This window comes from Achromobacter sp. 2789STDY5608621 (genome assembly GCF_001299375.1).
In the GTDB taxonomy this organism is placed as follows: domain Bacteria; phylum Pseudomonadota; class Gammaproteobacteria; order Burkholderiales; family Burkholderiaceae_B; genus Achromobacter; species Achromobacter insuavis.
In genome coordinates this window covers 1-12,881 of sequence record NZ_CYTU01000037.1, presented here as the reverse complement: position 1 = coordinate 12,881, position 12,881 = coordinate 1, and the positions used below count along the sequence as shown (strand labels likewise).

Sequence of the window (12,881 nt, the reverse complement as noted above, 5' to 3'; positions counted from 1 at the left end):
TTGCGGGCGTCCGCGCGGACGGCGCGGCCGCCGTCAGATGACGGTGATGCGCAGTTCGGCCAGCAGCGCCGCCGCCTGGGTCTTGGAGATGGCCGCGCCGGCCAGCCGCGCGGCGGCGGACAGGTCGATGCCGCCCAGGTCGGCCTCGCGCAGGTCGGCGCCCTCGAACCGCACGTTCTTGAGCGTGGCGTTGCGCAGGCTGCCGCCATGGAACACCGTGTCGCGCAGATCGCAGCCGGTCAGGTCGGCGTCGGAGAAGTCCAGTTGCTGCAATGCACACTTGCGGAACGAGATGCCGCGCACCAGCGCGCCCACCAGCAGGCAGTCTTCCAGCGTCCAGCCCAGGCAGGCGATGCCGTCGAAGTCGGCGCCGGTCAGCTTGCAGCCCTGGAAGCGGGCGCTCGCCAGGCGCGCGCGGCGCCAGTTGGCATTGTTCAGGTCGCAATGCTCGAATAGCGCCTCGCTGGCGTCGGCCGAGGCGAACACGGCCTGTCCGCCACGGCAGCGCCGCCAGACGCTGTCGGCCAGCGTCGCGCCCTGGAACGAGGCGCCGGCGATGGCGCAGGCGGTGAAGCGGGCGCCGCGCAGATCCAGGCGCGAGAGGTCGGCTTCCTGGAAGTCGCAGTCGTCGAAGGCCAGCGGCTGGCCGTCGGCCCGCTCGATCAGCGCCTGCATCGCCTGGCGGTCCAGCGCCTGGCCGATGACGGTTTCCGGGGATTGCCGCGTCATGCCCATCTTCTCTATCGGGTTCATCGAACCCTCATTGGAACATGCCGTGCTCGACGCAGAACGCCACCAGTTCCTGGTCGGTGCGTACGTCCAGCTTGCGCATGGCCGAGATCTTCTGGCCGCTGACGGTCTTGACGCTGCGCTTGAGGCTGCCGGCCACCTGCATCATCGACTCGCCGCGCACGAAATGCCGCAGCACCTCGAACTCCTTGGGCGAAAGGCTGTTGATGCGGTCGCCGATGAGCGCGCCGCGCCCCGCTGGCGACGGCCGCCGCGTCAGGCCGGGCGGATAGTATTTGCGGCCGCGTTGCAGCGCCTGCAGGGCGCTGACGATCTCGGTCGGGCTGTCGTGCTTGAAGACCACCGCATCGACGCCGGCGTCGTACAGCGCCGACACGATCATGGGATTGGACACCATGGTCAGCACCACCACGCGGACCCCGGGATAGTGGCGGATCAGGTACTTGACCAAGCGGATGCCGTCGCCGTAGAGGTCGTCGCCGGGCATGGCGTAGTCGGTGATGACCACCTGCGGCGCGTCGCGCGCAAGCTGCTCGACCAGCGCCGTCGGCGAGTCCAGCGCGGCGACGACCTCGAAGCCCAGGTACTGCTTCAGCAGTTCGGTCATGGCCATCAGGACCAGGGGGTGATCGTCGGCGATGACGACGCGGAGTCTTTGCATGCGGGGCGCGGTCGGGTTGGCGGGAGGGACCGACGAATTATTCCGCATCGGCGGCCGCGGGCGGAGCCGGCGGCGCCGAAGCCGGACGAGGGGACAGAATTTTAGGGTTCATGACGGCCGCGGGCGGTGGGAGGAATCTCAAAAATGCAAGCAGGACGGGCGTGCCGGCCGCACCTGGGCAGCCGGCGCCCGCTCGGATCCATCCAGGCGCGATCACGCGGCCGATTGAGAATATTCCTGTTCAATCGCTGCCCCGCCTTTGGCACCATCGTCCACATCCCTGCCGGTCTTCCGTCCGACACGGCCGGCATTGCGGCCTGGCCGCGCCCCGATGAGGTTCCATGATGTTCTCCCCCACGCGCCGCCTCTGGCCGGCGCCCGTGGTCCGGTCCCGCCATGCGTGACGCCACTCACGCCTGCTTCCCGCCCGAAGAATCCCTGTTCCTGCGGTTCCAGCCGGTCTTCACCGCGCAGGGCCGGGTGCACGAGTACGCGGTCGCCGACAGTTTCATGCCCTGGCGCGCCGTCGATCTGGCGCCCCAGCGTGCCCGCTTGCGGGCCGCGGCGGCTTTCGCTTCCCGGCCTGACGCGCCCATCGACCTGTCTTTCGATCATGCGCTGACCGCCCCGGGCGACGCCGACCTGGCGCAGCGCCTGTGCACCGATCTCGACCTGGGCCTGTCGCGCGAACAGCTTTGCTTCGGCGCCGCCGCCCGCCGTGACAGGACGCACCTGGCGGCCCGGCGTCTCACCTTCCAGTTGCCGTTGATCCTGCGCCTGATGCCGCAGGCGCAGGCCGTGGCCAGCTACGCCGAATTCCGTCCCGGCCTGCGCGCGCAGCTGCTGCCTGCCACTTGCGGCGGCCAGCCGGTGGCCTGTGGCGAGCTTTGCGCGACCGGCCTGGTGTTGAAAATCCCGCGCGGACTCGGCGCCGACCGCGGGCTGCAACGCCGCTTCAACGCCTTGATGGCATGTCTCGCCGACACCCACCTGCAAGTGGTGGCCGACGACATCGCGGACATCCACGATTTCGTCTGGCTGCGTTCGCATCCCGGGTTGCTGTTTCGCGGCGCCACGCTGTCCGCGCCGCTCAGCGCACAATGCCTGGCGGTCTGGCTGGCGGCCGATGGCGCCGCCTGGCGCAGTTTCAACGCCTGCGTCTCGCCCTAGGAAGCGCTCCCCGCACGGAGGGGTACGCGTGCGAGGCGTCCTGTCGTGTTCGGCAGGCCCTGGCGCGGCCGCCCGGCTCAGGCGGCCTGCAGGCGGCCCAGGATGAAGCCGTCCACGGCGCTGCTGCGGCCGCGCCACAGCGTCGGCTGGCCGGCGATCGGGGTGCCGTCGGCGGTGAAGAACAGGGCGTCGGCCAGGTGGATGTAGTTGGGCAGGGGTTCGGCCGGTTGCGGCAGCCGGAACACGTCGCCCAGTTCCGCCAGCGAGGTGCGCACCGATTGCCGCGCCTGGCCGTCCGCGTCCGACAGCGAGTCGGCGAAGGTTTCGGCGAAGCGGTCGAAGTATTCGGCGCCCGACACGATCTCGCCGGACACCAGCATGCCGCCCATCTGCAGCGTCACGCCGATGCTCTTGAGCTGGCCGCCGTTGTTCACCAGGTTCACCAGGAATTGCAGGAAGACGTCGGCGGGCGGCGCCGCGGCGGCGGTGGCGGGCTGGGACGGGGAGGAGGTCGGTTCGAGACTCATGGCGGCAGGGGCTCCGGAATGTGCGAGGGAGTCACAAGATACTCGAACTGCGGCCCGCGCGCATCGGGGCAATCAGCGGATAAACAACCGGTTCGGGTGCCATTCCTCGGCATCGGCCCGAGGGGCCGGGGAATAGGGTTCAGACGCAGGATTCAGACGCAGGGTTCAGACGCAGGGGGTCAGAGGCCCTCGTCGCGCGCGGCGCGGCGTTGCAGCATGCGGTCGACGCGTTCGCCCGCCTGCCGCAGGCGCTGCGCCAGCGCCGCGGGCGCCAGCACGTCGAACTCCACGTCCAGCGTCATCAACCAGTAGGCCAGCATGTCCGGCGACTGGCCGGCGCAACGCAGCAGGCAACGGCCGTCATCGAGCGCATCGAGTTCGCCGGCCCACGGCGGAATGCGCGCCGCCATCGCCGCCCGCGGCGCGTGCAGGATGACGCGGGCGTCCTCGGCGTTGGGCGCCTGGCCCACCGATCGCGCCACGTAGCCGCGCAGGTCGCCGCCATCGGGCGGCGGCCGCGGGCGGAAATGCGCGCCCGGCGTCACCTGGCCGGCGATGCGGTCGAGGCGGAACGTGCGCCAGTCATCGCGCGCCGGATCCCAGGCCACCAGATACCAGCGCCAGCCCGTGTGCGCCAGCCCCTGCGGCTCGACCTCGCGCGTGCTGGCCTGGCCGCGGCCGTCGGTGTAGCCGAAGCTCACCCGCAGCTGGTCGCGGCAGGCGGCCGCCAGCGCGGCCAGCAGGCCCGCGTCCACCAGCGGGGTGTGGCGGGCCAGCGGCACCAGCGCCGAGCGCAAGGCATCCATCTTGTGCCGCAGCCGCGACGGCATCACCTGTTCCAGTTTCACCAGCGCGCGCAGCGCGGCCTCCTCGATGCCGCCGACCGTGCCGGTGGCGGCGGTGCGCAGGGTGATCGCCACCGTCAGCGCCTCGTCGTCGTCCAGCAGCAGCGGCGGCAGCGCGTGCCCGGCGCGGAAGGCGTAGCCGCCGGCCACGCCGCTGCTGGCCTGGATCGGGTAGCCCAGTTCGCGCAGCCGGTCGATGTCGCGCCGCAGGGTGCGCGGGTGCACTTCCAGCGTCTGCGCCAGCTCGCCTCCGGCCCAGTGGCGGCGGGTCTGCAATAGCGAAAGCAGGCGCAGGAGGCGGTTGCTGGAGGTGAGCATGGCGTCGACGATAAAGCGAATCGAGGGCGGAAACTGTCCGCAATGGATTCTACAGTTCATCCCGTCGCCAGCGGCCATGGGGCCGCGGCGGGAATCCACGAAACCGGAGTTTTTCCATGTCCATCGTCTTTTATTGGTACCCCCAGTCCAGCGCCTCCCCGATCGCCGCCGCCCTGGCCGAACTGCAGGTGCCGCACGAACGCGTGAAGGTCGACATCCGCGCCGGCGAGCAGCATCGCCCCGAATTCCTGGCGATCAATCCGAATGGCAAGGTGCCGACGCTGACCGTGGACGGTGCGCCGCTGTTCGAAGGGCTGGCGATCCAGCTGTGGCTGGGCGAGCAATGGGGCGTCGAGCGCGGCCTGTGGCCCGCCGCGGGCACGCCGCAACGGCTGGCCGCCATGTCCTGGAGCGCGTGGGCCTATGTGTCGTACGGCGCGGTGCTGTGGCGCCTGTTCCACGTCGGCTACGGCGAGGAAGGCCAACGCGATCCGAGCCAGGCGGAACGGGCGCTGGCCGACCTGGACGTCTTGCTGGCGGTGCTGGACGGTCACCTGGCGCGCCAGCCCTGGATACTGGGCGCCGAATACTCGCTGGCCGACCTGGTGGTGGGCTCGGTGATCGGCTACAGCACGATGCTCGGGGCGCGCGTGGCGGCGCACCCGAAGGTGCAGGCCTGGCTGGGCAAGGTGCAAGCCCGGCCGGCCATGCAGATCGACCGCTGAGGCGGCGTGGCCGCCCCGGCGCCTACCAGCCCCAGCAGGTGCCGGTGGCCGGCTTGCCGCAGGCGCGGTAGTTGACCGCGAACCACAGCTTGCCCGCGCCGCGCGGGGTGCCTTGCGGCGTGGCGTCGGCCTTGACGTCGTTGCGCGGCAGTTCTTCCAGCGTGTCGCGCGCGGTCTTGGTGGGCGAGCCGCTGGGGGCGCCAGCCACCAGCTGGATGCGGCCCAGGCTGGCCGCCGTGCGGTCCTGGAACACGATGTCGGTGTCGGCCAGCGCGGTCATCTTCAGCGCGGCGTTGCGCACGGCGGCGGCATAGCCGTCGTTGGCGCCGGTGGGGGCCAGCGCGGCGCTCAGCGTGCTCACCGTCAGGATCTGCGCGGGCGTGGCCGGGGCGGCCATGGCGTACTGATCCAGGCCGGGCAGCTGGCCGCCGGCCACCTGGCGGCGCAGCCAGTCGCCCCACAGGAACTCCGCGAACTCCGGCAGGCTGCCGTTGCTGTAGGCGATGTCGCGGGTGAAGTACACCAGCGAGCGATAGCGGTCTTCCTGCATGCCGCCGGCTTCCTGCGCGTTGGCGATGCCCACCCGCGTCGGCAGCTGGTCCACGGTGATGGGCTGGTTCTGGCCGTCGCGCAGCCAGGCCTTGCGCTCGTCGACCATGCGCTGCCAGAAGGCCGAGGCGGTGCCGATGCCGCTGTAGTTGGCGTCGACCTTGACCCATACCGGCAGCTTGGGGCCGCCGTCGGCGATCTCGCGCAGCGACGAGAACGTGTGGTGGCCGTCGGTCAGGTACAGATTGCCGTCCCAGCCGACCACCACGGTCTTCAGGTTGGTGGGGTTTGCGCCCATCGCCGCGGTGCAGTTGAAGGTGGCCGGCTGGTCCAGGCGCGCGGCCTGCAGCTGGGCGATGGAGGTAAAGGCCTGGGACGTGTTGGCGCCCATGTCCTCGCAGTAGTCGCTGAATTTCTTGCCGACCGTGCGGTTCAGATAATCCAGCTGCTTGGTCGCGTCGGCCGCCCAGGTGGGACGGTTGAAGTCGCCTTGCCAGCGGCCCAGCTTGTAGTAGATCTGGTCGTAGCCGATGGCGGCCTGGGTCGGGTGCAGTTCCTCGATTCGGACCTTGATGACGTCGCCCGGCTTGGTCGCCAGATAGGCCTGGTTGCGGGTGTCGGTCGGCGGCGCCGGATTCTGGACGACGGGGCTGTCGTCATCATCGTCTTTGCTGCCGTTGCAGGCGGCCAGCACCAGCGGCAGCGCGGCCAGGGCCAGGATCCGCAGGGCGGGGCGCCAGCGCGCGGTGAAAGGGCGGGGAAGGACGGAGTTGGGCGAGCGGGACATGAATGAGCGTTTCGGGGTCGGCTGAAGAAGTATCCAATGATGACAGTCACGTGTTTCGTGTTCATTGCACCGTCACGCCAGGTTCACGCCAGGCGTCGTTCAAGGTCCCGCTTGATTGACGCGGCCCCAATGCTAAGATCGCCGCCAATGACCGCGCCACCCCTCCAGACCCCTCTCGCGGCCGAACTGGCCGAACTCGCCCGCACGCTGGGCAACGCCCATCGCCTGGTGCTGCTCGAGCATATCGCGCAGGGCGAGCGCCCGGTCGAACGGCTGGCCGAATTGTCCGGCCTGTCGGTCGCCAATACCTCGCAGCACCTGCAGCAGTTGCGCCGCGCCGGTTTCGTGGCGACCCGGCGCGACGGCAAGCATGTGTACTACCGGCTCGGCACCGCGCCCATCGCCGGGCTGCTCAATGCCCTCGGGGCCGTGGCGCAGCACAACCGGAGCGAGATCCGGCGCCTGGTGGCGGACAGCCAGGATCGCCGCGACGGGCTGGAAGCCATCTCGCGCGACGAACTGCTCGACCGCCTGGGCGAAGGCAGCATGACGCTGCTGGACGTGCGGCCCGCCGACGAGTTCGCGCAAGGCCATCTGCCTGGCGCCATCAATATCCCCGCCGGCGAGTTGCTCGAGCGGCTCGGCGAATTGCCGGCCGCGCACGAGATCGTGGCCTATTGCCGCGGCCCGTTCTGCGTGCTGTCTTCCGACGCCGTCACCGCGTTGCGGGCGCACGGCCTGCGCGCCCGGCGGCTCGACGCCGGTTTCCCGGACTGGCGCGCCGAGGGGCTGGCGGTCGAGACGCCCGACCCGCCCGCGCGCTAGCGCGCCGCGACGTCTTGCGCAGAGGGCCGCATTCAAGCCGGCTTCGAGCGCGCCAGCAGCAACGCCAGCGCCAACCCCAGCCACGCCAGGGACAACGGCCGGGGCGTGTCGAAAGGCAGCCATGAGGTGGCCGCCAACCCCAACCCCAGCAGGCTGTAGTAGGCCAGGCCGAACAGGGCGCCGGCGCGCCCCAGGCAATGCCCGTAGCGGCGCAGCGCCGGCCCCAGCAGATTGGGGATCGCCAGGCCATAGCCCGCGAACACCGGCAGCGCCGCGGCCGCCCACAGCCAGCCCGGTTCCGGGCGCCAGGCCATGGCGGCGGCCTGCGCCGCCGTGCCCAGCGCGACGCAGCGCAGGCCGTAGCGCACCCGGCGCTCGGCGTCCGCGGCGGCGGGCAGCCGGCGGTTGGCGGCGGCGCCCAGGCTGCCCACCAGCGCCACGCCCAGGCCCACCCAGCCGAAACCCAGTCCCGGCAGCGGGCCCGTCATGAACGGGCCGGCGGCATAGAACGAAAACACCAGCAGGTTCAGGCCGGCGACCCGCAGCACCGCCAGGCGCAGCGCGGCGTCGGCCAGCATCTGGCCGGCCAGCGCCGCCAGCGGCACGTGGCCGGTGCGCGCCGGGCGGGTTTCGTGCCAGCGCCAGACGACCGATCCCAGCAGCAGCGCGATCACGACGGCGAGCGTTGCCAGCACGCCGGCATAGCCATGCCGGTCGGCCAGCAGTTGGCCCGTCAGCGGTCCGACGGCGGGCGACCAGGCCAGCACCGCGCCCAGCGTGACGAAGGTGCGCGTCAGCCGCGGGCCGTCCAGGCAATCGCGCAGCGCGGTCTGCGTCACCACCGAGCACGCCGCCAGGCCCAGCGCCTGGACGAAGCGGCCGCCAAGCAGCGCCGCGTAATGCGGCGCGGCCAGCGCGCCCAGCGTGCCCGCCAGCCCGGTGACCAGGCCGGCCAGCATGGCGGGGCGGCGGCCCCAGGTATCGGCGAGATGTCCCCATAGAAACACCCCGGCGGCGAAGCCGACGAAGAAGACGCCCATGACCGGCTGCGTGGCGGCGGCATCCAGGCGCCAGTGGCGCGCCAGATCCGGCAGGGCGGGGGCGAGAATGGTCTCGGCGATCTGCGGCAGCGCCAGCAGCGCGATGACGAGCCAGGACGGCGGCGGGGCGCCGCAGGCGGACGGGGAGCAAAGACGGGAAGACATGCGACGGACTTGATGCGAAAAGCCGCTAGCGTAGGCGCGCGGCGGCGCGCAAAATCACGCTATCGCGCCATAAAACATCGCCAATCGGACATGCCTGTCTATTCCCCCGATGCCGTCGAAGATCCGGACCTCGTCGCCTGCCCCGTGGTGGGCATGGCGATCGACACGCGCGCGCACGCGTCGGACTGGCATGCGCACCAACGCGCGCAATTGCTGTATCAGGCGGAAGGCGGGGTGACGCTGTATCTCACCGACCGGGTGGGGCAGTTGGCGCCGCTGCAGGCAGCCTGGCTGCCGGCCGGGTGCGTGCATCGCACGGCCATGCAGGGCACGTTCGCCTATCGCAGCCTGTATTTCGATGTGGCGGTCTATCCGGACCTGCCGCGCGAGCCGCGCATCTTCGACGTCAATCCGCTGTTGCGCGAAATGATCGTGCGCGTGACGCAATGGCCCTCCGACCAGGCGCTGGACGGGCCGCGCCAGCGCCTGGTGGGCGCGTTGCTGGATGAACTGGCGGCGGCGCCCGCGGCGCCGCTGCATCTGCCCATGCCGCGCGATCGGCGGCTGGCGCCGATCGCGCGCGAACTGCTGGCAAATCCGGCCTGCGCGCTGTCGATCGATGACTGGGGCCGCCGGGTGGGCGCCAGCGGCCGTACGCTGGCGCGCGCCTTTCTGGCGGAGACCGGCTTGCCGTTCACGCGCTGGCGCACGCAATGCCGCCTGCTGATGGCGCGGGCCCGGCTGGCCGAGGGCGCGTCTGTCACGGAAGTGGCGCATGCCGTGGGCTATGCCAGCGACAGCGCCTTCATCGCCATGTACCGGCGCGCCTACGGCGAGCCGCCGGGGCGCCGGCAGCGCCGGCGTTAGAACACGTGGCGGATGCCGACGCCGGCCGCGGTGCTCTTGAGGCCGTCGATGAACGCGTAGTCCTTGCCGTACGAACCATAGGCGTACAGGTTGGTGCGCTTGGACAGGTCGTAGGTGTAGCCCACGCTCCAGACGTTCATGTTGGCGTCGCCGCCGGTCAGGCGGTCATTGGACGGCGAGACGTGCTGCCACGAGGTGAACACGCTGCTGGCGCCGCCGATCGGGAAGGTGGCGCCGAGCATGTAGGCGTTGGCCTTGAAGCCGTCCACGTAGCGGTTGGTGCCAAACTCGTCGCTGAAGGGCGTGCCAGCCGGCAGGTCCTGGCCGACGAACCAGCCGTCGGTGGTGCGGCCGTAGGCGGCGGCCAGCTTCACCACTTCCAGGTCGTACGACGCACCGATGGCGTATTGGCGCGGCGTCGCGCCGTGGTCGATCGAGCCGCGGTTCGAGCCGTTGAGCTGGTCGTAGGTCAGGGTGACGTTGACCGGGCCCTCGACGTAGCGCAGGCCGGCGGTGATGCCGCGCGAGTTGTCGTTGGTGCGGAAATGGGTTTCGTCGCTGTTGGTATCGTCGACGTTGAAGGAATAGCCCGCGGCGAACTGGAAGCCGCTCATCGAGGGGCTGCGATACATGATCATGTTGTCCCAGCGCATGGTGTTGGCCGCGCTGAAACCCAGGCCCAGGTTCGATTGGGTGTAGCTGGTGTAGAAGGGGTCGATATCGGCCAGGTAGTTCGAGCCGACGGTGGCCTGGCGGCCGAATTCGATCGTGCCCCAGGCGTCGTTGGCCAGCCCGAGGGTGGCCTGGCGGCCGAACAGGCGGCCGCTCTGGCCGCGGGTGCCGTTGCCCGAATCGAAACCGCTTTCCAGCGTGAACACGGCGCGCAGGCCATCGCCCAGGTCTTCGGATCCGCGCAGGCCCCAGCGGGAGCCGGCCTGGATGCCGTTGATCATGCCGAGCTTGCTGCCGTCATAGCCACTGCCCTTGATCTTGTTGTAGCCAATGCCGGTGTCGATGACACCATAGAGAGTGACTGACGTTTCTGCCTGAGCGACGCCTGCAAAAGTGGTCAACATTGCGGCTGCGAGCAGCGTCTTTTTCATCCGTGGAACTCCTTGCTGTAGAGGGAAAAAATAAAGGGAACAACACGTTGAGCATGACGCCCAACGTGGTTCCCAGCCCCTAGTGTAGGTCAAAAAGTCCTATTTCCTGGCAAAAACCGTGATTTTCTGTCTATTTGTATCGTGAAAGGGGCGGCCACTCGTCGTTGAAAAACCGGGCAAACGGGCCAGGGCGCCGCGCGTCGTCGCAGGCCGAAGCCAAAAAAAACCGCCACGGAGCGGATCCGTGGCGGTGTCGCGCGCGTGGCGCCGGCAGGGCCGGCCCGGCGTGGATGCTTAGAACAGGTGGCGCAAGCCGACGCCGCCAGCGGTGCTCTTCAAGCCTTCGATGAAGGCGTAGTTCTTGCCGTACGAACCATAGGCGTAAACCATGGTGCGCTTGGACAGGTCGTAGGTGTAGCCCACGCTCCAGACGTTCATGTTGGCGTCATCGCCGGTCAGCTTGTCGTTGGACGGCGAGACATGCTGCCACGAGCCGAACAGGTTGCTCATGCCGTCCAGCGGCAGGGTCGCGCCCAGCATGTAGGAGTTGGCCTTGAAGCCGGCCGCGTAGTGGAAGGTGCCCAGCTGGTCGTTGACCGCCGTGTTGGCCGCCAGGTCCTGGCCGACGAACCAGCCGTCGGTGGTGCGGCCATAGGCTGCGGCCAGCTTCAGCACTTCGAGGTCGTAGGAGGCCGCCACGGCGTACTGGCGCGGCGTGACGGAGTGGTCGAATTCGGCCGGCTTGCCGGCGACCATGACAGGGTCGCCATCGGCGTCGAGCTGGCGCGCCGAGTTCGAGCTGTTGAGCTGGTCATAGGTCAGCGAGACGTTCAGCGGGCCTTGGACGTAACGCAGGCCGGCGGTGATGCCGCGCGCGTTGTCGCCGGTGCGGAAGCCGCTCTGGTTCTTGTCGGTGCTGTCGGCGTTGAAGGAATAGCCCAGGGCGAACTGGAAGCCGTCCGACCAGGCGCTGCGGTACATGACCATGTTGTCCCAGCGCATGGTGTTGGCGGCGCTGAAGGAAGTGCCGATGTTGGCCTGGGTGAAGCTGGTGTAGAAGGGGTCGATATCGCCCAGGAAGGTGCCGCCGACGGTGGTCTGGCGGCCGAATTCCAGCGAGCCCCAGCTGTCGTTGGCCAGGCCGATGGTGGCTTGGCGGTTGAACAGGCGGCCTTGTTGGGACGTGCCGTTGCCCGAGTCGAAGCCGCTTTCGACCGTGAACATGGCGCGCAGGCCGTCGCCCAGGTCTTCGGAGCCGCGCAGGCCCCAGCGCGAGCCGGACTGGACGCCGTTGATCATGCCGATGCGGCTGGCGCCGACGTCGACGGCGCGGGGCGCGCCGGTGATGGGGTCGGTCGCGTTGACCGAGCCGGACACCTTGTTGTAGCCGATGCCGGTGTCGATGACGCCATAGAGGGTGACCGAGGTTTCAGCCTGGGCCGCGCCGGCAAGAGTGGTCAACATGGCGGCCGCGAGCAGCGTCTTTTTCATCCGGAGAACTCCTTGAGTGGGGAAAAACAACGGGAACGACGGGGGGGCGTGCTGCCCGCGTTGTTCCCGGTTGCCTGTGTAGATTGCACTCAAGCATTCTCAGTCAACCGTCACGCATTTCCGGTCATCTGCGGCGATTGTCGGACCGATTGACGGGAGCGGAATCGGCCCCGGTGACGCGGTTTCGCAACAGGGCCGCGGCCGCCCATTCGCCGCTGTGGGCCGCGCCGTCGGTGGTGGGCATGGCCAGGTAATCGCCGGCCAGCACCACCGGGTCGGCGTCGCGCCATTGCCGGCGGTAATCACGGATGGCGCGCGCCCGGCCGACCGCCGACAGGGGCTCAGCCGCCGGCCAGCGGCAGAAATGGGTGAAGTCGATGCGGCCGACCAGGCCGGGGAAATGGCGGCCCAGTTCGGGCAGCACTTCCGCCAGCACGCGCCGCTCGTCGGCGTCCTGCAGGCGCGCGCCGGCGCGGCCGTCCAGCATGACGTTGAGCAGTTCGCCGCCGGCCGGCACCAAGGTGGCGGCCTTGCGCGACTCGATGCCGACCGCGGCGATGACCTGCCGCTCGCGGCGCGGGATCAGCAGGCCGTAGACGTCCTCCAGCCCTTGCGGCGCGGGCAGGCCGCCGGGCAACGCGATGGCGATGTTGAGGGTGGCGCTGTAGGGCGTGGCGAGCAGGGCCTGTTGCGCCTCGCTGTCGCCGCGGTACAGCGCGCGCGCCTGCGCCGCCGGCGCCGCCAGCACGACCTTGTCGGCCTCGAACGGGCCCGCCGGCGTGTGCGCGCAGACCCGGCCGGGCGTCACGTCCAGCGCGGTGACGGGCGTGTCCAGCCGCAGGTCCAGCGGCGCCGCCAGGGCCTCGGGCAGCGACTGCATGCCTTGCGCCAGCGCCAGCGTGCGGCTGCGGCGCGCGCCGAAGGCCCACAGCGCCATCGACAGGGCGCGCGAGGTCTGCTCGGGCGCCTGGAAATAGAACCCCTCGAGCATCGGCTCGAACAGGTAGTCCAGGCCGCGCTCGCCCGCCAGTCGGGCGGCCCCGGCGGCGGGGGCGCCG

13 protein-coding genes are annotated in these 12,881 nt (G+C 70.0%); 4 read left to right on the top strand and 9 right to left on the bottom strand.

Annotated elements, in window-relative coordinates:
- Nucleotides 1–33: 33 nt before the first annotated feature.
- Both AOZ53_RS25255 and AOZ53_RS25250 read right to left on the bottom strand, forming a co-directional pair.
- Entirely contained in the window at nt 34–729 is a 696-nt protein-coding gene (locus AOZ53_RS25255; RefSeq protein ID WP_054489872.1) for a pentapeptide repeat-containing protein, read from the bottom strand.
- 31 nt (nt 730–760) lie between these two features.
- The gene (locus tag AOZ53_RS25250; protein ID WP_054489833.1) at nt 761–1,411 is read right to left on the bottom strand and encodes a response regulator; all 651 of its coding nucleotides are present in this window, start codon (nt 1,409–1,411) and stop codon (nt 761–763) included.
- A 396-nt stretch (nt 1,412–1,807) separates the two neighbouring features.
- Between AOZ53_RS25250 and AOZ53_RS25245 the strand changes: the two genes are divergently transcribed.
- On the top strand, nt 1,808–2,581 hold the full coding sequence (locus tag AOZ53_RS25245) for a hypothetical protein (protein ID WP_054428725.1): 774 nt from the start codon (nt 1,808–1,810) through the stop codon (nt 2,579–2,581).
- A gap of 77 nt (nt 2,582–2,658) precedes the next feature.
- Here the strand turns inward: AOZ53_RS25245 and gvpU are convergent, their stop codons facing one another.
- Both gvpU and AOZ53_RS25235 read right to left on the bottom strand, forming a co-directional pair.
- Nucleotides 2,659–3,108 carry a gas vesicle accessory protein GvpU gene (gvpU, locus tag AOZ53_RS34825; protein WP_197286521.1) on the bottom strand — a complete coding sequence of 150 codons (450 nt, stop codon included), beginning with the start codon at nt 3,106–3,108 and terminating at the stop codon, nt 2,659–2,661.
- Nucleotides 3,109–3,287: 179 nt separating this feature from the next.
- Nucleotides 3,288–4,271 carry a helix-turn-helix transcriptional regulator gene (locus AOZ53_RS25235; RefSeq protein ID WP_054489831.1) on the bottom strand — a complete coding sequence of 328 codons (984 nt, stop codon included), beginning with the start codon at nt 4,269–4,271 and terminating at the stop codon, nt 3,288–3,290.
- A gap of 116 nt (nt 4,272–4,387) precedes the next feature.
- On the opposite strand from AOZ53_RS25235, the gene AOZ53_RS25230 reads away from it, so the two are divergent.
- Nucleotides 4,388–4,996: a glutathione S-transferase family protein gene (locus AOZ53_RS25230; RefSeq protein ID WP_054428723.1), complete on the top strand. Its 609-nt coding sequence runs from the start codon at nt 4,388–4,390 to the stop codon at nt 4,994–4,996.
- Nucleotides 4,997–5,018: 22 nt separating this feature from the next.
- Here the strand turns inward: AOZ53_RS25230 and AOZ53_RS25225 are convergent, their stop codons facing one another.
- The gene (locus tag AOZ53_RS25225; RefSeq protein ID WP_054489828.1) at nt 5,019–6,332 is read right to left on the bottom strand and encodes a ParB/Srx family N-terminal domain-containing protein; all 1,314 of its coding nucleotides are present in this window, start codon (nt 6,330–6,332) and stop codon (nt 5,019–5,021) included.
- 147 nt (nt 6,333–6,479) lie between these two features.
- Here AOZ53_RS25225 and AOZ53_RS25220 point away from each other — a divergent pair, with 147 nt between their 5' ends.
- The gene (locus AOZ53_RS25220) at nt 6,480–7,157 is read left to right on the top strand and encodes an ArsR/SmtB family transcription factor (RefSeq protein ID WP_054428721.1); all 678 of its coding nucleotides are present in this window, start codon (nt 6,480–6,482) and stop codon (nt 7,155–7,157) included.
- 32 nt (nt 7,158–7,189) lie between these two features.
- Here AOZ53_RS25220 and AOZ53_RS25215 read toward each other — a convergent pair whose 3' ends face one another.
- Nucleotides 7,190–8,362 carry a multidrug effflux MFS transporter gene (locus AOZ53_RS25215; RefSeq protein WP_054489826.1) on the bottom strand — a complete coding sequence of 391 codons (1,173 nt, stop codon included), beginning with the start codon at nt 8,360–8,362 and terminating at the stop codon, nt 7,190–7,192.
- Nucleotides 8,363–8,452: 90 nt separating this feature from the next.
- Here AOZ53_RS25215 and AOZ53_RS25210 point away from each other — a divergent pair, with 90 nt between their 5' ends.
- Complete coding sequence (locus AOZ53_RS25210) at nt 8,453–9,229, top strand: AraC family transcriptional regulator (protein WP_054489824.1); 777 nt, start codon at nt 8,453–8,455, stop codon at nt 9,227–9,229.
- Here AOZ53_RS25210 and AOZ53_RS25205 read toward each other — a convergent pair.
- The 3 genes from AOZ53_RS25205 to AOZ53_RS25195 all read right to left on the bottom strand — a co-directional run.
- Entirely contained in the window at nt 9,226–10,332 is a 1,107-nt protein-coding gene (locus tag AOZ53_RS25205) for a porin (RefSeq protein ID WP_054428718.1), read from the bottom strand. The two genes, AOZ53_RS25210 and AOZ53_RS25205, sit on opposite strands and share 4 nt — an antisense overlap.
- A 294-nt stretch (nt 10,333–10,626) precedes the next feature.
- Nucleotides 10,627–11,823, bottom strand: a complete 1,197-nt coding sequence (locus tag AOZ53_RS25200; protein ID WP_054428717.1) for a porin — start codon at nt 11,821–11,823, stop codon at nt 10,627–10,629.
- A gap of 124 nt (nt 11,824–11,947) precedes the next feature.
- A partial coding sequence (locus tag AOZ53_RS25195; RefSeq protein ID WP_054489822.1) for an FAD-dependent oxidoreductase occupies nt 11,948–12,881 on the bottom strand: 934 nt, incomplete at its 5' end.